Origin of the sequence: Pseudomonas sp. MH10 (genome assembly GCF_034353045.1) — a bacterium.
Taxonomy (GTDB): Bacteria; Pseudomonadota; Gammaproteobacteria; order Pseudomonadales; family Pseudomonadaceae; genus Aquipseudomonas.
The window spans coordinates 3,497,338-3,518,900 of the sequence record NZ_CP133783.1 but is presented as its reverse complement, the minus strand read 5'-3'; the positions used below and the strand labels follow the sequence as shown (position 1 = coordinate 3,518,900).

At 59.0% G+C, this 21,563-nt stretch carries 17 protein-coding genes; 7 read left to right on the top strand and 10 right to left on the bottom strand.

The window, feature by feature from the left end; translation table 11 throughout:
- Positions 1-314: 314 nt before the first annotated feature.
- The 7 genes from RHM59_RS15590 to gshB all read right to left on the bottom strand — a co-directional run bounded on the left by RHM59_RS15590 (position 315) and on the right by gshB (position 6,311).
- Positions 315-1,586 (bottom strand): dihydroorotase, encoded by a 1,272-nt coding sequence (locus RHM59_RS15590; RefSeq protein ID WP_322224650.1) that lies wholly within the window; start codon positions 1,584-1,586, stop codon positions 315-317.
- Complete coding sequence (locus RHM59_RS15585; RefSeq protein ID WP_322167057.1) at positions 1,583-2,587, bottom strand: aspartate carbamoyltransferase catalytic subunit; 1,005 nt, start codon at positions 2,585-2,587, stop codon at positions 1,583-1,585. The genes RHM59_RS15590 and RHM59_RS15585 overlap by 4 nt, the downstream gene beginning before the upstream one ends.
- A gap of 22 nt (positions 2,588-2,609) precedes the next feature.
- Positions 2,610-3,122, bottom strand: coding sequence for a bifunctional pyr operon transcriptional regulator/uracil phosphoribosyltransferase PyrR (pyrR, locus tag RHM59_RS15580; protein WP_322167058.1), 513 nt, complete (start codon positions 3,120-3,122; stop codon positions 2,610-2,612).
- An 88-nt stretch (positions 3,123-3,210) separates the two neighbouring features.
- Positions 3,211-3,651, bottom strand: a complete 441-nt coding sequence (gene ruvX, locus RHM59_RS15575) for a Holliday junction resolvase RuvX (protein WP_322224648.1) — start codon at positions 3,649-3,651, stop codon at positions 3,211-3,213.
- Positions 3,651-4,220, bottom strand: a complete 570-nt coding sequence (locus RHM59_RS15570; RefSeq protein WP_322167060.1) for a YqgE/AlgH family protein — start codon at positions 4,218-4,220, stop codon at positions 3,651-3,653. Before RHM59_RS15570 ends, ruvX begins: the two co-directional genes overlap by 1 nt.
- Before the next feature lie 56 nt (positions 4,221-4,276).
- Positions 4,277-5,176, bottom strand: coding sequence for an energy transducer TonB (locus RHM59_RS15565; protein ID WP_322167061.1), 900 nt, complete (start codon positions 5,174-5,176; stop codon positions 4,277-4,279).
- Positions 5,177-5,357: 181 nt separating this feature from the next.
- A complete protein-coding gene (gene gshB, locus RHM59_RS15560; protein WP_322224646.1) occupies positions 5,358-6,311 on the bottom strand; it encodes a glutathione synthase in 954 nt (317 codons plus the stop codon).
- A gap of 250 nt (positions 6,312-6,561) precedes the next feature.
- On the opposite strand from gshB, the gene pilG reads away from it, so the two are divergent.
- The 7 genes from pilG to RHM59_RS15525 all read left to right on the top strand — a co-directional run bounded on the left by pilG (position 6,562) and on the right by RHM59_RS15525 (position 18,084).
- The gene (pilG, locus tag RHM59_RS15555; protein WP_322167063.1) at positions 6,562-6,972 is read left to right on the top strand and encodes a twitching motility response regulator PilG; all 411 of its coding nucleotides are present in this window, start codon (positions 6,562-6,564) and stop codon (positions 6,970-6,972) included.
- A 51-nt stretch (positions 6,973-7,023) separates the two neighbouring features.
- The gene (gene pilH, locus RHM59_RS15550) at positions 7,024-7,389 is read left to right on the top strand and encodes a twitching motility response regulator PilH (RefSeq protein WP_299829060.1); all 366 of its coding nucleotides are present in this window, start codon (positions 7,024-7,026) and stop codon (positions 7,387-7,389) included.
- Positions 7,390-7,399: 10 nt separating this feature from the next.
- Positions 7,400-7,939, top strand: coding sequence for a chemotaxis protein CheW (locus RHM59_RS15545; protein ID WP_322167064.1), 540 nt, complete (start codon positions 7,400-7,402; stop codon positions 7,937-7,939).
- Between the two features lie 73 nt (positions 7,940-8,012).
- Complete coding sequence (locus tag RHM59_RS15540; protein WP_322224644.1) at positions 8,013-10,055, top strand: methyl-accepting chemotaxis protein; 2,043 nt, start codon at positions 8,013-8,015, stop codon at positions 10,053-10,055.
- 158 nt (positions 10,056-10,213) lie between these two features.
- A complete protein-coding gene (locus RHM59_RS15535) occupies positions 10,214-16,228 on the top strand; it encodes an Hpt domain-containing protein (protein WP_322224642.1) in 6,015 nt (2,004 codons plus the stop codon).
- Complete coding sequence (locus RHM59_RS15530) at positions 16,221-16,703, top strand: chemotaxis protein CheW (RefSeq protein ID WP_322167067.1); 483 nt, start codon at positions 16,221-16,223, stop codon at positions 16,701-16,703. Before RHM59_RS15535 ends, RHM59_RS15530 begins: the two co-directional genes overlap by 8 nt.
- 238 nt (positions 16,704-16,941) lie before the next feature.
- A complete protein-coding gene (locus tag RHM59_RS15525; RefSeq protein WP_322167068.1) occupies positions 16,942-18,084 on the top strand; it encodes a Fic family protein in 1,143 nt (380 codons plus the stop codon).
- A gap of 81 nt (positions 18,085-18,165) precedes the next feature.
- Here RHM59_RS15525 and RHM59_RS15520 read toward each other — a convergent pair whose 3' ends face one another.
- The 3 genes from RHM59_RS15520 to RHM59_RS15510 are packed head-to-tail and all read right to left on the bottom strand — an operon-like array spanning position 18,166 to position 21,418.
- Positions 18,166-20,736: a DUF2235 domain-containing protein gene (locus RHM59_RS15520; RefSeq protein ID WP_322167069.1), complete on the bottom strand. Its 2,571-nt coding sequence runs from the start codon at positions 20,734-20,736 to the stop codon at positions 18,166-18,168.
- Entirely contained in the window at positions 20,721-21,278 is a 558-nt protein-coding gene (locus tag RHM59_RS15515) for a DUF3304 domain-containing protein (protein WP_322167070.1), read from the bottom strand. Before RHM59_RS15515 ends, RHM59_RS15520 begins: the two co-directional genes overlap by 16 nt.
- Positions 21,263-21,418, bottom strand: coding sequence for a hypothetical protein (locus RHM59_RS15510; RefSeq protein WP_322224640.1), 156 nt, complete (start codon positions 21,416-21,418; stop codon positions 21,263-21,265). Before RHM59_RS15510 ends, RHM59_RS15515 begins: the two co-directional genes overlap by 16 nt.
- Positions 21,419-21,563: the final 145 nt, after the last annotated feature.

Below are 21,563 nucleotides of genomic sequence, written 5' to 3'. Positions count from 1 at the left end.
TGGCGAAGGTCCTTCGGACCTGATCGCAGCCTTCGGCAGCGCCTACAGAAATCTGTGCGGCGCCAAAACTGTGGGACCGAATTTATTCGGGAAGGCTTCAGTCCTGACACCCTGCAACCTCAAGCCACACCAAGTGCCACCCAGTTTGCTGCGCGACAGCGCGGCGCCGAAGACGTGGCGGACTCTCCTGCAGGTTTATCTTTTTACCCAGCGGCGCGGTCTATCAGACAATCCGCGTCGCCTGCTTCGCGAATAAATTCGGTCCTGCAGGCATATCGCATCTTATGTAGCCCACGTGTTGGCGAAGCGCCCCATCAAGCGCTGTAGCTAACCCGGCCATCTACCACGGTGTAACGCACCGCACCGGGCAGGCAATGCCCAATGAAAGGGCAGTTTTCACCTTTGGACAACCAGGTTTCACCCGCCACTGTCGAGGATGTCGGGTCGAACAGCACAATGTCCGCCGCGCTTCCCACGCTCAACTGACCCACTGGCAAGCGCAATGCCGCGGCCGGGCCCGCGCTGAGGCGTGCCAGCAAGGTGGGCAGGTCAAGCAGGCCGTCTTGCACCAACGTTAGTGCCAACGGCAACAGCAACTCAACGCTGCTGATGCCCGGTTCGGTGGCACCAAAGGGTGCAAGCTTGGCGTCGCGTTCATGGGGTTGGTGGTGGCTGGAGATGGCTTGGACCACGCCGGACCTTACCGCTTCACGCAAGCCTTCGCGGTCGGCGCGGGTGCGCAGCGGCGGTTGGACGTGATACAGGCTGGAGAAGTCGATCAGTGCCTCGTCGGTGAGAATCAGCTGATACATCGCCACGTCGGCGGTGACCGGCAGGCCTCGGGCTTGCGCCTGGGCAATCAATTCGACGCCACGGGCGCTGGTCAACTGGCTGAAGTGCGCACGGACGCCGCTTTGCTCCACCAACAATAGGTTGCGCGCCAAGGCCACGGTTTCGGCGGTTTCCGGGATGCCCGGCAAGCCGAGGAAGCTCGCGGTCGCGCCTTCGTGTGCCAGCCCGCCCGCTGCCAGATCATGATCTTGAGAGTGAAAAATAACGGTCAGGTCGAACGTCGCGGCGTACTCCATCGCCCGGCATAAGGTCCGGGTGTTCTGGAAGCTGTCCAGGCCGTTGCCAAATGCAACGCAACCGGCATCGCGCAATGCCACCAGTTCCGCCAGTTGCTCACCTTCCAGCCCCTTGCTAAAGGCGCCAATGGGAAACACTTTGCAGTTGCCCGCTTCTCGAGCGCGGTCGAGGATTAGCTCCGCGACGGCAGAGGTGTCCAGTACGGGTTTGGTCCGGGGCGGGCAGCACAGGCTGGTTACACCACCGGCAGCAGCGGCCTGGGTTTCGCTGGCAATCGTGCCTTTGCGACTATAACCCGGCTCACTCAGGGCGACGCTGAGGTCAACCAGGCCGGGTGCGGCGACCAAACCCTTGGCATCAATGACCTGGACGGCGGCGAACCCTGGCGGGGCCTCGCCGATGGCGATGATCTTGCCGCCGTGCAGGTGCAGGTCGATCACTTGGTCCAAACCGCTGGTGGGATCAATGACGCGAGCGCCGAGGATGCTGAGCTTCACTGGGCAATCTCCTGCTCGAATTGACGTTGCGCGGTTTGCCCACTCATGGCCATGGACAACACGGCCATGCGAATGGCGATGCCGTAGGTGACTTGATTCAGGATCACCGACTGCGCGCCGTCGGCCACCGCTGACTCAATCTCTACCCCGCGATTGATCGGGCCGGGGTGCATGACGATGGCATCCGGTTTGGCACCGGCGAGGCGGCCGGTGGTCAGGCCGAACAGGCGATAAAACTCACCTTCGCTCGGTAACAGGCCGCCCTGCATGCGTTCACGTTGCAGGCGCAGCATGATCACCACGTCCACGTCTTTCAAACCGGTGGCCAAGTCGGTGAAGACTTTGACCCCATATTGTTCAATGCCCACCGGCAGCAAGGTTTTCGGCGCGATCACCCGGATGTCCGGGCAGCCAAGCGCTTTAAGCGCAATCATGTTCGAGCGCGCGACCCGTGAATGCAGGATGTCGCCGACGATGGCCACGGACAGGTTTTCAAACCCGCCCTTGTGCCGACGAATCGTCAGCATGTCGAGCATGCCTTGGGTCGGGTGCGAGTGACGGCCGTCGCCGCCATTGATGATCGCGACATCAGGGCACACGTGCTCCGCAATGAAGTGCGCGGCGCCCGAGTCGCCGTGGCGCACGACGAACATGTCGGCGGCCATGGCCTCAAGGTTGCGCAGGGTGTCGAACAGGGTTTCACCCTTACTTGTCGATGAGGTGGAGACGTTTAGCGTGATTACGTCCGCTGACAGCCGCTGAGCCGCCAATTCGAACGTGGTGCGGGTGCGGGTCGAGTTTTCGAAGAACACGTTGCACACGGTCTTACCGCGCAGCAGTGGAACCTTTTTAACCGCGCGGGCACCGACTTCGAGAAACGAGTCGGCGGTGTCGAGAATTTCAGTCAGCAGCTCGCGGGGTAAACCATCGAGCGAAAGGAAGTGGCGCAACTGGCCCTGATGATTGAGCTGCAGCGGTCGCTTGGCGTCGAGAGGCGTCATCGCAAAGACTCTTTATGAAGGGCTAGAGGGCGGCGCAAAGGTTTTGATATTCAAGCGCGAGGGGCGTTGGGCCCAACAGCTTTACTCGTTCGTCCGGCCCCAGCGACAAGGTCGCGCCGACCACGTTGGGGGCAATCGGCAGCTCCCCGGCGTTGAGGTCGAGCAGGCAAACCAGGGTCACGCTGGCAGGGCGGCCATAATCGAACAGCTCGTTGAGCGCTGCGCGAATGGTGCGGCCACTCATCAACACGTCATCGATCAACACCAAGTGCTGGCCTTCGATCTCGAACGGCAGCGCCGACGGGCGCACTTGTGGGTGCAAGCCGTTCTGGCTGAAGTCGTCCCGATAGAACGAAACATCCAGTGTGCCCAGCGGTGACTGGTTGCCCAGTTCGTTGAGTAACGCTTGAGCCACCCAGATGCCGCCCGTGCGAATGCCAATAAAGCGCGGTTCATTGATGCCGCGTTTGTTTAAATGAGCCGTGAGATCAACGGCCATCTGGCTGATCAGTGCGGCGGGATTGGGCAGGCTCATGGTTGCTCCTTCAAGGGCCTGAGCGTCGTCGACGCGTGTCGCTCAGGCTGAAACTGGATTCGGGTGGTTCAATCAAGCGGGGTGGCAATCAAGCGTCGAACAGCGCGCCGTTGGCGTCCAGCCAGCCTTGTAACAGCAGTGCTGCGGCAATGGCGTCCACCGGGTTATCACGATACGTGCCTTTTTGACCGCCTCGGGCCTGGCGTTCGCCTTTGGCCTCGAAGGTGGTCAGGCGCTCATCGTGGGTAAACACCGGGAGGTTGTAGCGGCCGTTGAGCCGGCGCGAGAACTTTTCAGCACGGGCGCTCATCTCGCTCGGCGTGCCGTCCATGTTCAGCGGCAAGCCGACGACGATTGCATCGGGCTTCCATTCACGCACCAGCGCCTCGACTTTGTCCCAATCCGGGATGCCGTTTTGCGCCTTCAAGATGCACAGCTCGCGGGCTTGGCCGGTGATGGTTTGACCCACTGCCACGCCGATCTGTTTAGTGCCGTAATCGAAACCCAGCAATAGGCGAAGTCCCGCCATCAGGCGTGGCCCGCCTGACTGGTCAATAAGCTCAGGTTGACGCCCAGACGCGCAGCAGCCGCGTTGAGACGCAGCTCCATCGGCATGTCGAACAGGATGGCGGGATCAAACGGACAGGTCAGCCAGGCGTTGGCCGAGAGCTCAGCGTCCAATTGCCCGGCATCCCAACCCGCGTAGCCAAGGGCAATGACGCTTTTTTCCGGACCGTGACCGTCAGCGATGGAAAACAACACATCTTGAGACGTCGACAGTGCCAGGTCACCCAAGTCCAGCGTGGCTTGGAACACTTGCCCTGGGGGGTGCAACACAAAACCACGGTCAGTCTGCACCGGCCCGCCAGTCAGGATAGGAATGTATTGGCAGCGCGCGGGCGGATCGATTTCCGGACGCAACTGCTCAAGCACATCCGCCAGATTCAGGTTCTGTGGGCGGTTGATAACAATGCCCATGGCGCCTTCGGCGTTGTGTTCGACAACGTAGGTCAGTGTCTGAACGAAGTTCGGATCGGCCATGTGTGGCATGGCGATCAGGAAGTGATGCTTGAGGTAGCTAGCGGAGACGTTTTTCATGAGCCCTAGTGTGGCGCTGGTCGGCAGACCTGACAACTGGCTAATCGGCTAGGTGGTCAGTTACTGGACAGCTTGTCGTTGGTGAACTTCCATGTCCGAATAATCTCCAGACGGTCGATGTCAGCAAGATCGCCGGTGAACGGCGAAAATGGCGCTGCCAACCGCACAATGCGCTGCGCCGCCTGATCAAGCAGCGGTTGGCCGGAAGACTCCAGTACCAACATTTCGTAGATCGATCCGTCGCGATTAATCGACACCATCATCCGCAAATTGCCGCGTATCTGTTGGCGGCGTGCTTCTTCAGGGTAGTTGAGGTTGCCGATGCGTTCGATTTTCTTGCGCCAGTCTTCTTTATACCAGGCACCTTTGTCGTGCATGGTCGACGCGGCGTTGAGGCGCTGGATCTTGGGTCGCTTGGCGTACAGCTGCTGTTCGTTGGACAGCTCCGCTTCCAGGCTGGAGATCTCGGTGGACAGCTCAGCGCTGTCAAAGGTCGGCGCCGCCTTGGCCACCGGCTCTTCCTTGACCTCTTCGTGCTTGATCACGGTCTTCTGGGCTTTCTGCGCCTTGGTGGCCACGGCAGTTTTTGGCGCTTCTTGCTTCTCGACCGGCTTAACGGCAGCGGGCGGCGGCGTCACCTTATTGATCTTGGTGTCCTGAAACGGTGCGATTTCGGTGGTTTTCGGAATCGCCTTGTTATCCAGCGTGCCGCTGCCCTGCTGATTGTCCTGAGCGAGGTAATCTGCCTGCTTCGGTGGGGCCTGGCTGACGAACGTGGCGAGGGTGATTTCCAGCGTTCGGCTGATGTCCTGCGGTTTGACGAAGGTAAAGCCCACACCGAGGATCAGCGCCACATGAATCAGCGCCGCAATCATCAAGGTGAACCCCAGCCGATCAGCCGGGCGCACGCCGCTGCGGGAGAATTCGGGGGGCATATCGTCAGCCAAAGCGTTCATCGGCAAGTCAGCATCACATTCCGCGTTTCACAGGGCGCGCATGATAGCGCACTGGCTGGTGGGTGAGCCTACAAGCTGCATTTTTGTGGGACCCAATTCATTCGGGAAGCAGACGAAGCGGTCGGTCTGATACACCGTGTAGCGGCTTTCCCGAATGAATTCGGTCCCATAGTTGGAGGTGTTATTTCGCCTTTAACTTCCCTTCAATCGCATCCATCAGCATTGAGCCGATATTGGTGCCATAGGCATTGTCGATTTCGCGGATGCAGGTTGGGCTGGTGACGTTGATTTCGGTGAGGTGTTCGCCGATGACGTCGAGGCCTACGAACAACAGGCCTTTTTCGCGCAGGGTGGGGCCTACTTCGGCGGCGATCCAGCGGTCGTGTTCGGTCAATGGGCGGGCTTCGCCTCGGCCACCGGCGGCGAGGTTGCCTCGGGTTTCGCCAGCGGCCGGGATGCGCGCCAGGCAGTACCGCACCGGTTCGCCGTCAATCATCAGGATGCGTTTGTCGCCGTCCTTGATCGCAGGCAGATAACCCTGGGCCATGATTTGCTGGGTGCCGTTGGCTGTGAGGGTTTCGAGAATCACCGACAGGTTCGGGTCGCCAACGCGGTGGCGGAAGATCGAGGTGCCGCCCATGCCGTCCAGCGGTTTCAGAATCACGTCGCCGTGCAAATCAGCAAATCCACGCAGAATATCCGCACGACGGCTGACTAATGTCGGCGGCGTGCACTGTGGAAACAGCGTGGCGAACAGCTTCTCGTTGCAGTCGCGCAGGCTTTGCGGACGGTTGACCACCAACACGCCCGAACGCTCGGCTTGCTCCAGCAGGTACGTGGCGTAAACAAATTCCATGTCGAACGGTGGATCCTTGCGCATCAGGATCACGTCCAGGTCATCCAGGCCGGCGTCGATTTCGGCTTCCAGCTCGAACCAATGTGCCGGGTCAGCGAAGACTTTAAGCGGTTTCATGCGCGCGCGGGCTTGCCCGGCGTTTTGGTACAGGTCTTGCTGCTCCATATAGAACAGCGTCCAACCGCGAGCCTGGGCGGCAAGGAGCATGGCCAGCGAGCTGTCCTTTTTATAGGAAATGCGCTCGATGGGGTCCATGACAATTCCTAGGCGAACGCTCATGGGCAAAATCCTCTGATGGGTATGGGGCCGCGACGGCCTTAAAATAGGCGTCAGGGTGGCGCCGTGCATGCGCCGGGTCAAGGGGAACGCGCGTGACAGCGGGCGTTATGGATTGCGTCTGGAGAGTGTGCTAAAAAGGCTCGGCACTTGAGCTTGGACCCCGCTGACGCGGGGTTTGGCGGCAGATAATGACCCGATGACGCCGGGCACATTGCAGTAAATGATTCGCCGCGGCGATGGTAGAGCGCACATGGAACAACATTCCACAGCTTTGAAAGTGATGGTTATCGACGATTCGAAGACGATTCGCCGAACCGCTGAGACGCTGTTGAAAAACGTCGGTTGCGAAGTCATCACTGCAATCGACGGGTTTGATGCACTAGCGAAGATCGCGGATAACCACCCCAGAATTATTTTCGTCGACATCATGATGCCGCGTCTGGATGGCTATCAGACCTGCGCGTTGATCAAGAATAATCGTGCGTTCAAGTCGACGCCGGTGATTATGCTGTCCTCCAAGGATGGCCTGTTCGACAAGGCCAAGGGCCGGATCGTCGGTTCCGACCAGTTTCTGACCAAGCCTTTTAGCAAGGAAGAACTGCTGAATGCGATCAAGGCCCATGTGCCTGAATTCGTTGCAGTAGAACAACAAGTATCTTGATGCGCTGTGACCTTGACCGGTCGCGGGCATCCATTGCATTTGGGGAACACCATGGCTCGAGTTCTGATCGTCGACGATTCGCCGACTGAAATGTACAAGCTCACCGGCATGCTGGAAAAGCACGGTCACCAGGTCCTGAAAGCCGAAAATGGCGCTGATGGCGTTGCTCTGGCGCGCCAGGAAAAGCCCGATGCGGTCTTGATGGACATCGTGATGCCCGGCCTCAACGGGTTTCAGGCTACACGCCAGTTGACCAAAGACCCCGATACGGCCTCGATTCCGGTGATCATCATCACCACCAAAGATCAAGAAACCGATAAGGTCTGGGGCACCCGTCAAGGCGCTCGTGATTATTTGACCAAACCGGTAGACGAAGAAACCCTGATTAAAACCCTGAACTCAGTGTTGGCAGGCTGACGGTCTCGTCATGCCTGCGACGAAAACGGCCTTTCAGTTGCTGCTAGAAATCGATCAGCGTTGTCGCTCGCTGGCTGCGGGCCTGCCCTTGCAGGACACCCGCCAGCAAGATTGGACCGGGATCGGCTTTCGGATGGGCGAGCACTGTTATGTAGCGCCCATGGGTGAAATCGGCGAAATCCTGCACGAGCCGCGTTATGCCGTATTGCCTGGGGTGAAGCCCTGGGTCAAGGGCGTCGCCAATTTGCGCGGGCGCTTGCTACCGATTATGGATTTATGTGCTTTTTTCGGTCAGGACCTCTCGCCGTTGCGTAAAGAGCGGCGAGTGTTGGTGATCGAGCACCAGGAAGTGTTTGTTGGTTTATTGGTGGATGAGGTGCTGGGAATGCAGCACTTCAATCAGCGCAGCCTGATGCCTGAGGCGCTGGTGGCGTTCGATGCCGACGTTGCTCCGTTTATTCGAGGGCAGTTTTTGCGCGAACAAGCCTGGCTGGTTTTCAGTCCGCGTGCGCTGGCCCAATCGCCAGGTTTTATGGATATAGCGCTGTAAATTCGGGAGGGCCTCGCCAGGCTCTTAATTCCAGGGACGTACACATGCAGTTGGTCCAGGCGGGGCCTGAAAAATGAGCAAGACAGGTAGGTCATTGGAAGGAATGCGCAGTCGGTCGCAGATCGTTGTGCTGTTTGTCGCCCTGATCATTTTCATCATGTTGCTGTTCGCTAACTTCGCCTACCTCAACACTCAGTCGAATTACGATAAGCAGTACATCGGCCAGGCGGGTGAATTACGCGTGCTGTCCCAGCGGATCGCCAAAAACGCGAGCGAAGCGGCAGCCGGCAAGGCTCCAGCGTTCAAGCTACTGGCCGATGCGCGTAATGACTTTGATCAACGTTGGATGGTGTTGAAAAAAGGTGACAAGGCCACCGGTCTGCCCCCTGCACCCCGCGACGTCAAAGACGAAATGCAGTCCGTGCAACGGGACTGGGAATCCCTGCGCAAAAGTACCGACGTGATCATTGCCAGCGAACAGACGGTGCTGTCGCTGCACCAGGTCGCGGCCACCCTGGCCGAAACCATTCCGCAGTTGCAGGTCGAGTACGAAAAAGTCGTCGACAGCCTTCTGCAAAATCATGCGCCCGCCACTCAAGTGGTGGTCGCCCAGCGTCAATCGTTGTTGGCTGAGCGGATTCTAGGCTCGGTCAATACCGTGCTGTCTGGCGACGACGCGGCGGTGCAGGCCGCCGACGCGTTTGGTCGCGATGCCAGCCTGTTTGGCCGCGTGCTGAACGGCATGCTGGAAGGCAATGCGACGATGAAAATCGCCCAGGTTCAGGACCATGACGCTCGCGCCCGCTTGAGTGAAATTGCCGAGCTGTTCCAGTTTGTGTCCGGTTCCGTGGATGAAATCCTTGAAACGTCACCCGAACTGTTTCAGGTTCGAGAGTCGGCAGGCAATATTTTCACCACCTCACAAACCCTGCTGGAAGAGGCGTCGGTATTGGCCAACGGCTTTGAGCACCTGGCCAGCGGCCGTGCGATGCACAGCATTGTCGGTTATGTGCTGGGCTTGCTGGCGCTGATGTCGATCATCTTGATTGGCATCGTGATGGTGCGTGAAACCAACCGTCAGCTGCGGGAAACTGCCGAGAAGAATGAGCGCAATCAGACGGCAATCATGCGTCTGCTGGATGAAATCGAAAACCTTGCCGACGGAGACCTGCGCGTCGCGGCCTCGGTGACCGAAGACTTCACCGGTGCCATCGCCGACTCCATCAACTACTCCATCGACCAGTTGCGGGACTTGGTGGGGACGATCAATTTAACCGCTGAGCAAGTGGCTTCCGCGGTTGAGGATACGCAAACCACTGCCATGCAGTTGGCTGCTGCGTCCGAGCATCAGGCGCTGCAAATTGCTGCCGCCTCCACCGCGATCAACAACATTGCACTGTCCATCGACGAAGTGTCGGCCAATGCGTCGGAATCTTCGGCGGTGGCTGAGCGTTCGGTGACCATCGCCAACAAAGGTAACGAGGTGGTGCACAACACCATTACCGGGATGGACAATATTCGCGAACAGATTCAGGACACGTCGAAGCGAATCAAGCGTTTGGGCGAGTCTTCGCAGGAGATTGGCGATATTGTCAGCCTGATTGATGACATTGCCGACCAAACCAATATTTTGGCGTTAAATGCGGCCATTCAGGCGTCCATGGCCGGTGATGCCGGGCGTGGGTTTGCCGTGGTGGCGGACGAGGTGCAACGGTTGGCCGAGCGCTCATCGTCGGCCACCAAGCAGATTGAAACGCTGGTCAGGGCGATTCAGAACGACACCAATGAAGCGGTTATTTCCATGGAGCAAACCACCAGTGAAGTGGTGCGCGGTGCTCGACTGGCGCAGGATGCCGGGGTGGCCCTTGAAGAAATCGAAGGCGTATCGAAAACCCTCGCGGCGTTGATCGAAAGCATCACCAACGCGGCAAAGCACCAAGCGTCGTCGGCGGGGCAGATTTCCCAGACCATGGCGGTGATTCAACAGACCACCACCCAAACCACGTCCGGCACCGCCGCCACGGCCGAGAGCATCGGTAACCTGGCGAAAATGGCCAGCGAGATGCGCCGCTCGGTATCAGGGTTTACCTTGCCGCCGTCAAGCGAGGTCGGTTGAGGTTGAAGCCGTAACCCTTGTGGAGCGAATTTTTTCGCGAATACGGTGCAGCAGGCGATCACGATATTGAACGTACCCACGCTTTCGCGAATGAATTCGCTCCCACAGGGATTGCGGTGAACCCAAGATGAAGCGTTCGAGCAAAGACTGGAGTTGTCATGGCTGATCGGCACGACTATGTGGCCCTGGAGTGGGTCAAAGGCGAAATTGCCGAAACGCTGAAACTGGCCCGTCAGGCCTTGGAAGCGTTTGTAGATAATCCCCACGCGCCAACTGCCATGCTCGACTGCCTGAGCTATGTGCATCAGGTGCACGGCAGCCTCCAAATGATCGAGTTCTACGGTGCCGCTCTGCTCGCCGAAGAAATCGAACAATTGGCGATGGCGCTGCAGCAAGGTCGCGCTGCGCAGCAAACCGAAGCCGTGCAATTGCTGTTGCAAGCGATAACCCAGTTACCGCTTTACCTGGACCGCATCCACTCTGCGCGGCGCGATTTGCCGTTGCTGGTGTTGCCGCTGCTGAACGACCTGCGCAGCGCCCGAGGCGAAAGCCTGTTGTCGGAAACCAGCCTGTTCACGCCGCAACTACTGGCCGTTCCCGAGCTGGATGCCACGGCCCTGGCGGCGCTAGACAGCCCCGACTTGATGGCTTTACTGCGCAAATTGCGGCAAATGCTGCAAACCGCGTTGGTCGGTTTGCTGCGTGAGCAGGAAGTGCAGACCAACCTTGGTTACATGGCCAAAGTCTTCGCGCGCCTGGAAGCGCTGTGTGAAAACGCACCGCTCGGGCCGTTGTGGCAAATCGCCTCGGCGCTGGTCGAGACCATGGCCGACGGCCACTTCACGAACAGCCCGGCATTGCGCGGATTGCTTAAGGAGTCCGACAAAGAACTCAAGCGGTTGCTGGAGCAGGGCATCAGCGGCATCAATCAGCCCGCGCCCGATGAATTGCTCAAGAGCTTGCTGTTTTACATCGCTAAATCGGACAGCCAGGCGCCGCAGATGTTGGTGCTCAAAGAGCAATACGGACTGGACGAAGCGCTGCCCGACGCGGCCATGGTCGATGAGGAGCGGGCGCGGCTTGCCGGCCCGGATCGTGATGCCATGCGTTCGGTGGTGGTCGCCTTATGCGAAGAGCTGGTGCGGGTCAAAGAACGCCTTGATGGCTTCGTGCGTAGCGACCGCAAACACGTCGGCGAACTCAGCAGCCTGTTGCCGCCGTTGCGTCAGATTGCCGATACCTTGGCGGTGCTCGGTTTCGGCCAGCCGCGCAAGGTCATCATCGATCAGTTAGCGGTGGTCCAACGCTTGGCCCAGGGTCAAAGCGAAGCCGACGATTCGGCGCTGATGGATGTAGCCGGTGCGTTGCTATATGTCGAAGCGACCCTGGCCGGCATGGTCGGTCCCGTGGAGCAGGCGAGCCACGAGGAAAGCCATCTGCCCACGACTGACTTGACCCAAATCCATCAACTGGTGATCAAAGAAGCACGGGTTGGTTTGCAGCAAGCTAAGGACATGATCATCGATTACATCGACGGGTCGTGGGATCGCGATCGCTTGCAAGCATTGCCCGGGCTGTTGGTGCAAGTGCGTGGGGCGTTGGCGATGATTCCGCTGGCGAGGGCCGCCAGCTTGCTTGCTGCCTGCAACGATTACATCCAGTCGCACTTGCTGATGGACACCTCGCCGCCGACCTGGCCACAGCTTGATGGCTTGGCCGACGCCCTCACCAGCATCGAATATTATCTGGAGCGCTTGGGTGAGGATCACGAAGCGCCCGGCGAACAGGTATTGGATATGGCGCAAGCAAGCCTGACCCAACTGGGTTATTCGCCGATCCCTAACGCAGCGATGGACGTACCGCTGCTTGAAGAAGTCATCACTCAGGATGAGTTGCTGGAAATGAATGCTCGACAAGCGCTGGTCAGCTCCACCCTCACCTTGGCTGAAGTGCTTGCCAGTCCTGTCTTGGCGGTCAACCCGCCCGCGCAGCATGTGCCCACCAGCCTGCTGCCGCCCCCCGCCGATGAAGAGCGGGTAGATGACGAGCTGCTCGAGGTGTTTCTCGAAGAGACCGACGAAATGCTCGCGGCGCTGCACGCGCATTTGCCGCAGTGGTTCAAGGACACTGCTGACACCGCCGCGCTCACCGAAGTGCGGCGAGCGTTTCACACCCTCAAGGGCAGCGGGCGCATGGTCCGCGCACTGATCCTCGGTGAGCTGGCCTGGTCGGTGGAAAACCTGCTCAACCGGGTGGTGGAACACAGTGTCCAGCCGGATCAGGACGTTCAGGGCCTGCTCAGTGATGTATTGGTGTTATTGCCCGCGATAATTCGGGAGTTCGCCGACAACGTTCAGCGCCAACGCGACGATGTGGACCTGTTGGCCGCGCGTGCCCACGCGATGGCCAAGCGGGAGCGGGTAGTGGAACTCCCCGTTGAGCCGCCCGGCACAGAGGACGGTGTTTCAGAAACGCTGGACCCCCAATTGCTGGAGATTTTCCGTCAAGAAGCACGCAGCCATCTCGACACCCTCGATTCATTCCTCCGGCGCGCCACCGCCACCGAAACGCCCGTCATCAGCGATGCCCTGCAACGCGCGCTGCATACGTTAAAGGGCAGTGCTTACATGGCCGGCGTGGTGCCCATCGCCGAACTGGCGAGCCCGCTGGACCAGTTAGTGCGCGAGTTCAAGGCGAACTTGATTCCCCTCGGTGCTGCGGAAATTCAACTGCTGCGCGCAGCCGAACCGCTGTTCAACCAAGGGTTGATGCAGCTCGGCAGCGAACCGCTGGCCACTATTCCAGGCGCCGATCACTACATCGCGGATGTTCTTGAACTGTTGCAACAGCGACTGAAAACAGCACTCAGCGCGCCCAACAGCGGCCTGCGATTGAAGCGGAATCCGCAGTTGATCGCGTCGTTTCTGGCGCAGGGCATGGACATCCTGCTCGACGCCGAAAGCTTGTTGCAGCGCTGGCGCGAACACCCTGGCGAGCGCCAGGAGCTCAGCGCGTTGCTCGATGAGTTGACCACCCTCGGCCACGGCGCGCACTTGGCCGACTTACCCCAGGTGGATGAGTTATGCGAAGCATTGCTCGACCTCTATGGCGCCGTGGAAGAAAGCAGCCTGGCGGTCAGCGAGCGGTTCTTCGATGAAGCAGCGAGTGGCCACGAAGCCTTGATCGATATGCTCGATCAAGTAGCAGCGGGCCAAGAGGTCCATGCCCGGCCTGAACACATTCAGGCCCTGCGTGAGCTGCTCGACCAAGCCCTTGACCCGAGCGCCATGGGCGTAATCAAAAGTGATGGCAGTAGCCGAGCGTTAAGCATTACCGAACTGAATGCCGCCACCGAGCGCCTCGCGACTCAAGTGTCGGCTGAAAACTTGGCAGATGAGCCAGTCGCAACCCAAAGCGGCATCGACGATGAGATTGTGGAAATCTTTCTCGAAGAAGCCGTGGATATCCTCGACAGTGCCGGGCATGCCCTGCGGCGCTGGTTGGATGACCCTGAAAACCCGATGCCGTTGTCGTCGCTGCAGCGCGATTTGCACACCTTGAAGGGTGGCGCGCGCATGGCCGAAATCCAACCGGTAGGCGATTTAGGCCATGAGCTGGAGACGTTGTATGAAGGGTTGATCGACCGCCGTTTCAGCTACTCGCCAGAGATGGCCAGCCTGCTCCAGAGAAGCCACGACCTGCTTGCCGTGTTGCTGGAACAATTGCAGGCCCATCAACCTCTGACGTGCCCGGCCCGGCTGATCGAGTCCATTCGTGCGTTTCGGCAGGACAACATCGTCGTACAGAGCCTGGAACCCGAGACGAAACCCGCTAAATCAGCCGTGGAAACCCTTCACGAAAGCGATCCTGAATTGCTGGAGATTTTTCTCGAAGAAGGCTTCGACATCATTGAAAGCTCTGGCAGCGCGTTAGCCCGCTGGCAAGACGATCCGACCAATACCCTGGAAGTGGAAAACCTGCTGCGTGACTTGCACACGCTCAAGGGCGGTGCGCGGATGGTCGAAATCACCCCAATTGGCGACCTTGCCCACGAGCTGGAGTTTCTTTACGAAGGCTTGGCGGCCGGGGTGCTCCACAGTCAGCCGCTGCTGATCAGTTTGTTGCAAAGTGGCCACGACTTCCTCGCCGACATGCTAGATGCGGTCCGCGTGAATGAGCCATTGCCCAGTGCGACGCTATTGATCGACAGTATTCATCGATTCAGCACCCACAGCGAATTGAGCGAAGCCTCGGCCCGCGTTGAGCCAGGCGCGGTCCTCGAACCGGCGTTGCAGGTGGCCCCGTCGCCGGAGCCGGAAACCGAGCGGACGCCGCCAGAAATGGTCAAAGTCGCCGCCGAGCAGTTAGAAAGCCTGGTCAATTTGGCGGGTGAAACCTCGATTTTCCGCGGACGCATCGAGCAGCAAGTCACCGACGTGGAAGTCACCTTGGCCGAGATGGAAACCACCATCGAACGCATGCGTGATCAGCTTCGACGTCTGGACATCGAAACCCAGGGCCGAATCCTCAGTCGCGAACAGGTCCAGGCTGAGCGGTTGGGCTACGAAGAATTCGACCCGCTGGAAATGGACCGTCATTCGCAGCTGCAGCAGCTGTCGCGGGCCTTGTTCGAGTCGGCCTCCGACCTGCTGGACCTCAAAGAAACCCTCCACACCCGCAACCAGGATGCGCAACGGTTGTTGTCGCAGCAGGCTCGGGTCAATACCGAGTTGCAGGAAGGCTTGATGCGCACGCGGATGGTGCCGTTCGAACGCCTATTACCGCGTTTGCGCCGGATCGTGCGCCAGGTCGCGGGGGAGTTGGATAAGCAGGTCAATTTCGATGTCGGCAGTGCTGAAGGCGAGATGGACCGTAGCGTCTTGGAGCGCATGGTCGCGCCGCTGGAGCATATGCTCCGTAACGCCGTCGATCACGGCCTGGAAAGTGCCGAAGAACGCCGGGCTGCGGGCAAGCCGGAAGAAGGCACTATCAGTTTGAGCCTGATTCACGAAGGCGGGGATATCGTCATTGAAATGCGTGATGACGGTGCCGGTGTTGACCTTGACGCGGTGCGGCGCAAGGCCATCAAGCGCGGGCTGATTGATGCAAGCGCCGAGCTGAGTGATTACGAATTGCTGCAATTCATCCTTCAGGCAGGCTTCTCCACGGCGGAAAAAGTCACCCAGATTTCTGGTCGCGGAGTGGGCATGGACGTGGTTCATGCGGAGGTCAAACAGCTCGGCGGCTCGATGATCATTGACTCGAAACCGGGGCAAGGCACGCGCTTCCAGATTCGGCTTCCGGTTACGGTGTCGGTCAACCGGGCGCTGATGGTTCAGTGCGGCGACGAACAATACGCCGTGCCGTTGAACACCGTTGGCGGCATCGTGCGGGTCATGCCTCATGAGCTGGAAGCCTGTTACCAGTCAGACCCGCCGCGCTATCAATTTTCCGAGCGCAGCTATGAGTTGCGCTACCTCGGTGAATTGTTGAATAACGGCCTGCCACCAAAGCTGCTCGGTCAGACTCAGCCGCTGCCAGTGCTGTTGGTGCATGTGCACGACCACTGGGTCGCGGTGCAAGTCGATGCACTGGCCGGTTCGCGGGAGATCGTGGTCAAAAGCCTGGGCGCGCAGTTTTCGGGATTGCAGGGCATTTCCGGTGCGACGATCCTGGGCGACGGTCGAGTGGTGTTTATTTTGGATTTGCTCACACACATCCGTTCTTTGAACTTGCGGCTCTTGGCCCAGCAAGCAGCCGGCCTGAGCACTCCGAAATACATCGAAATGGAGCAGGCGCGTCCGGTGCTGGTCATGGTGGTCGATGATTCGGTGACAGTGCGCAAAGTTACCAGTCGCTTGCTCGAACGCAATGGCATGAACGTGCTCACCGCCAAAGACGGCGTCGATGCCATGGCGCTGTTGCAAGAACACACGCCTGACGTTCTGTTGCTGGACATCGAAATGCCGCGCATGGACGGCTTTGAAGTTGCCAGTCGAATCCGCGCCGATCAACGCCTCAAAGAGCTGCCGATCATCATGATCACCTCACGCTCCGGGCAAAAGCATCGCGACCACGCCATGACCATTGGCGTGAACGATTACCTGAGCAAGCCGTATCAGGAATCAGTGCTGCTGGAGAGCATCGCCCAATGGAGCCAAGTTCATGTCTAGCACCACCCTCACCACTCGGAACCTGAGCAGCCATGCCGGCAGTTTGACCGGGCTGCTGCTGCCATTGAGCGACCGCAGCTTATTGTTGCCTAACGTTGCCGTGGCAGAGCTGATCGATTATCAGGACAGCAAAGCCGAGACCGATGCGCCTAGCTGGTACCTGGGGCCGATCAAATGGCGCAACCGTACCTTGCCGCTGCTCAGTTTCGAAGCCGCCTGCGGCAGTCGTACCCGAGTCGGTGGCCGCGCACGCATCGTCGTCCTCAACGCCTTGGGCGGCCGCGCGGATCTGAAATTCATCGCCCTGCTGACTCAAGGCATCCCTCGCTCCTGTAAAGTTGACAGCCAACTCAGTTACGTCGATGTGCAACTGGCCGCGCTGGAACTGGCTGCGGTGCAAGTCGGCGACACCATCGCCAAAATTCCGGATTTGGCGGGGTTGGAAGAGTGGCTGGTTGAGGCTGGGTTGGTTTAGAGCCCCAACAATGCATAACCTTTCTAAGTCGTAGAGCGCGCTTGCCCGCGATCGGCTGCGCAGCAGTTGTAAATCAGCGACTCAGGTATTTCAGTTAAAACGAGTCAGTCCGATGGGACCGTATCGCGCTCCTATGTCTGTGCTGGCTTATAGGGATGAGCCGATTAAATGCCGTATTCGGCTCACAAAATGAGCCGAATACGGCTATTATTCGGCTCATGCACTTCAGGGCCGCCGAATGAGCACACTCACTGATTGGATCTGGCAACAACCGGCATGGCCACATTTCACTTGGCAAGTGGATCGCTTGCCTGCCTTGCTACGCGCCTGTTCCAAGGCCCAGGGCCAATTATTGGGCATGATCGGCGCTGCAGGAGCGGATGCCAGCGCACAGACCGAATTGGATGCGCTGTTACAAAACATCATCACCTCATCGGCCATCGAAGGGGAGCAACTGAACGCAGGGTCTGTGCGTTCATCCTTGGCTCGGCGTCTTGGACTGGCGGGCGATCAACGTGTCAGCCAGCGCAGCGAAGGTCTGGCCGAACTGATGCTTGATGCCACTCAACAGCATCATTCGCCATTGACCCTTGAGCGGCTGCTGCATTGGCATCGGCTGCTGTTTACTGTTGAAGACGCCTATTTGGCCCACGGCATTCGCATCGGTGCCTTGCGCGGCGACGAGCCCATGCAGGTGGTTTCCGGCAGGCTTGACCGACCAACCGTGCATTTCCAGGCCCCACCGCGAGAGGGGCTGGACACTCAGCTCGCCGATTTTCTCAATTGGTTCGACCGCAGCCGGTCCGACACGAGTCTTGATCCTTTCCTGCGAGCAGGCATCGCGCACTTCTGGTTCGTGACCTTGCACCCGTTCGACGACGGTAATGGCCGCCTGGCCCGCACGATCACCGACTTGGCGTTGGCCCAGAGCGAAAACCAGGCCATCCGTTTCTACGCCCTGTCCGCAAGCATCCTTGCTGCGCGTCAAGGGTATTACCGAATTCTTGAAGACAGCCAGAAAGCTGAGATGGACATCACCCCGTGGCTGGAGTGGTTCCTGCAAACGCTGCTGGATACCCTAGAGCAGGCGATAAAACGCATAGATCGCGTACTAGCCAAAGCGCGTTATTGGCAGCAACACCGCGCGCATGGATTATCGGTCGAGCAGGTCAAAGTGCTTAACCGGCTACTGGACGGCGACGTGCTGTCAGATAAAAACGGTTTTGAGGCAGGCATCAGCGCCGCCCAATACCAAGCCGTGGCCAAGGTCAGCAAGGCCACCGCCACCCGGCACCTCAGTGACCTAGTGGAAAAAGGCTGCCTGCAGAAACTGCCGGGCGGCGGGCGCAGCACGCGGTATGAGATCGACGGCCGTCTGTAGGAGCGAACGTGTTCGCGAGGCGGTGTTACTGAAACACCGCGTTAAGGCCTTCGCCAACAAGTTGGCTCCAGATGGGGGGGGTTACCCGCCCACGGCGCCTTTGATTTGGTCCAGCCAACTGGTTTTCTCTTCGGCGGGCAGGCTGTCGAACAGGTCTTTGGCCATTTTTGCGACCTTCGCCGTTTTGTGGGCTTTGAGCAGGGTTTTAAGCTCAGGCGTGGTGGCGGTTTCGTCGCTGAGGGTGGGCGGAATCGGCAAGGCGTTAACCAACTTCAGTACGTCGCCGGTGTCTTTGCTGAAGGCACGGAGGTTGTCGAGGTTGCTCAGCATGGGCAGGGCCATGCCGGTCAGGGTATCGAAGGCGCTGATGCCCGGCAGGCCGACTTTGCCTCGGAACAACGGAATCCCAAACGACGGCGCCAACAACCCCACCAGATAACGGGGGTCATGACGCTTGATGCTCAGGCCGATGCTGGCGACAGCGACAGCGACGCCAATCACTTTCTCAGTGGACACCAGAGGTGACAGAGCTTTGCTCGACTCGTTGTCGAAGAAAATGCAGCGGTAGCGGAAGTAATCGGTGAATAACTCGCGCTCGCCCAAGATGGCGTTCATGAACCAGGCGCGGGAGTCATGGACTTGCTCGTCGAAAAAATCGGTAAGGGTCTGCGCTTTATCGCTGAGGATTGCAAAACTGCCGGCGGCGTAGAGCTTGTCGAAGACGATATTGGCCTTTCGGCGCATTCGAATGTACTCCTCGGCTTCGTCCTCTTCGTTGGTCAGGTACACCCAGCCGCCGAAGGTTACGTGGGCGAGGGTGGCAAAGCTAACGGTATCGGCGTCCCACGACAACCCCCAAAAAGAGGGCACGTAGTCACGGCGAAACTCGGCCATGGCGTTGTCTATTTGCGCTTGGTCAAGGCTGGGTTCGAAGCCTTTGCGCATGTTGAACGTCATCGGTTTTTCAGCACCGATACGTTGCTCATAGGCCAGTTTGATCGCCAGCTGTTCCTCATGGGTCGCCAACGTCGTGCCTGACAACTCGCGTAATGGCTGGCCCTCGTAGATGGCTTTTTCTTCGGCGAATTGTCGTTGGTGCAGGGCTTTGAATGCATCGCGCTCCGGCGTGGTCATGTCCTTGCCCTGGAAATGCTGGTAAGCGGCGGTGTGCTTGAACCTGTAACTGGCATAGCGATTGATCCGCCACGCAGTGAGCATTTCCAGTTCGCTTTCCATGGCTTCTTTGAGGGGGCCGGTTTTGTGGAAAGAGAGCCAGGTGTTGAAGCGGTGGGTGAGGGTTTCGGAGACGTCGAAGGCTTCGAAGGTTTTTCTGTCCATTTCCAGCCAAGGCCATTTCTCCCTTTGCTCCGTACTGAGAGCGACCGTCGGTGCCTGCAAAGGTGCGCCCACTGCGTACGCTTCGGCATACATGTGGTGTAGCGGAATCTGCGACAGCACATCCTTGCCTCCCGCTACCGCCTTCCCCTGTTCCCCCGGTGCATAACCACCGCCCACATCCGAGTGGACGCCGGGGTACAGGTATTCGAACGTTCCCTTACGGTAGGTTGACGCGCCGTTCGGATCGTCAGGATTGTCCTTGCGTCGAATTGAATCCAGTGGAAAGCAGCCGCGCTGTTCATGAGCCGCGACCAAATGCACGCAGCGCTCCAGAAACTTCTCCGAATCCGGCAAACGCATGGAGTCATCGGCCCAACCCATGTGCCCGGCGGCAAACGGGGCCACGTAGGCCACGCCCACCGAGGCCACGGTATCGAATAGCCCCATGAAGCCAATGCTGATGGGGATTCCGGCAAACAAATAACAGGTCTCACCGTCCACCTCGACCTTGGTCAGCGCCTCCAGCCAGTTGGCGAACGCCCGGGCTTCGGCAGCCCCCCGAGAGAAACCGTAGATCCACAGGCGCATGCCGATGATGCGCGGGACGGTCTTGCGGGCATGCACGTAGTCGACCTTTTTTTGCAGGGCCATCAACGGTGCTTGCAGGGCTTGCTGGCGTCGGATGAATCCATCTTTAAGCAGTGAGGCGCCAAGCATGTCTTCGGTGACCGAGGTGCCCATTTGTTTAACCAAGGCGTAAGCGTCTGGAGATTGCAAACGTTCATCCCCACAAGCTCTGCCAACGGCATCCAAGAGCCGAGTAATACCCCAGTTGATCCGGTTTTCGCCCCCGGCAGCCATCATTAGTCCATTGTCGTCGGGCGTGAATTCGCCGATTTCCTTGAACTCGGTGCCCACGCCTTGCATGTAATAAGCGTAAAACCCATTTTCATTGGCTCGGCTCTGACCGCCGCCCTGATCAGCGCCGAGGCTGGCATGGTAAAGCCGCGCCACATTGGTGGTGGTGGGTGGCAGGGCAAGTTTGTCCGATGGCTCATGGTTATTGGTGCCGTCGAAACACAGGGTAATTTCCAGCACATCAATGCACGGCGGCCCAGGGTAGGTGAAACCTGCTGCTTTGGCGGCTTTTTCAGCGGCATAGCCTGCCAGAATCCTGGGCCGGATTTGCGTGCGGTAATTGAGCCCGACGTCCAAGTGAGTGCGAGGTAACAGGCCTTCTTTTTTGAAGGGCGGCGTTGGTGTTAAAGACGCCGACGCGGGGCGTTGCGAAGCTGGGTTCAAGGTGCTGGACATACGGCAGGTTCTTCCATTTTCGATGGGTAGCTAAAGGGATACTTGGCATGGCCAGGCGTGGCCGCGACCGCCGAGACGGCGACTTGATCGCAGGGCAAAAAATGGACGTCGACGACGCCTAGCACTTCATACGGCGCCACCTCCACGACGGCGCGGTGGCGGGTGTTGTTGGTCTTTTCTTTTTTCATTCGGGCACGCCAGGCATCAGTGAATGGTGGCTCGGGCCAATCACCGTAAGCGTGTGGTGTTGGATCTTTCTCCCACTCCACCACCACGGTCAGGCCGGGATGCCATTGGCGCGGCAGGGTCACGCAGCAGTTCTGCTTGCCACCCCCGCCGTAAGGCCCGATGTTCGGACCGCCATTGCCGTTGACCATGAAGTAATTGATGGCCGCCGAGGTGTGGCTGTAACCCTCAATGGGCGCGCCGAGGCGGTCGGGTAATGATTGGCTGCACGCTTGCAGGGCCAGACAGGCGAGCACGCCCGCAGCCAAAAGCACCGGCGTACGGCGAGGCCAACCTGAATTCAAGGTGCTGGACATACAGAAGGGACTTCCATTTTGGATGGGTAATTGAAGGGGTAACTGCTTTGACCGGGCGTTGCCGCCACTGCCGAAACGGCGACTTGGTCGCAGGGTAGAAAGTGGCCGTCGATACCCCCCAACTCTGTATAGGGCGCCATCTCCACGACTACCCGATGTCGGGTGTATCTGGACCGGTGCCCTCTTGCAGCTTTGCGCCAAACGTCTGAGTAAAGGGGGTTAAGGGATTCCTTTCTGGAGAACGCGAACACCTGTAGGTTGCGCGACCTTTTCAGGTCGGTGACA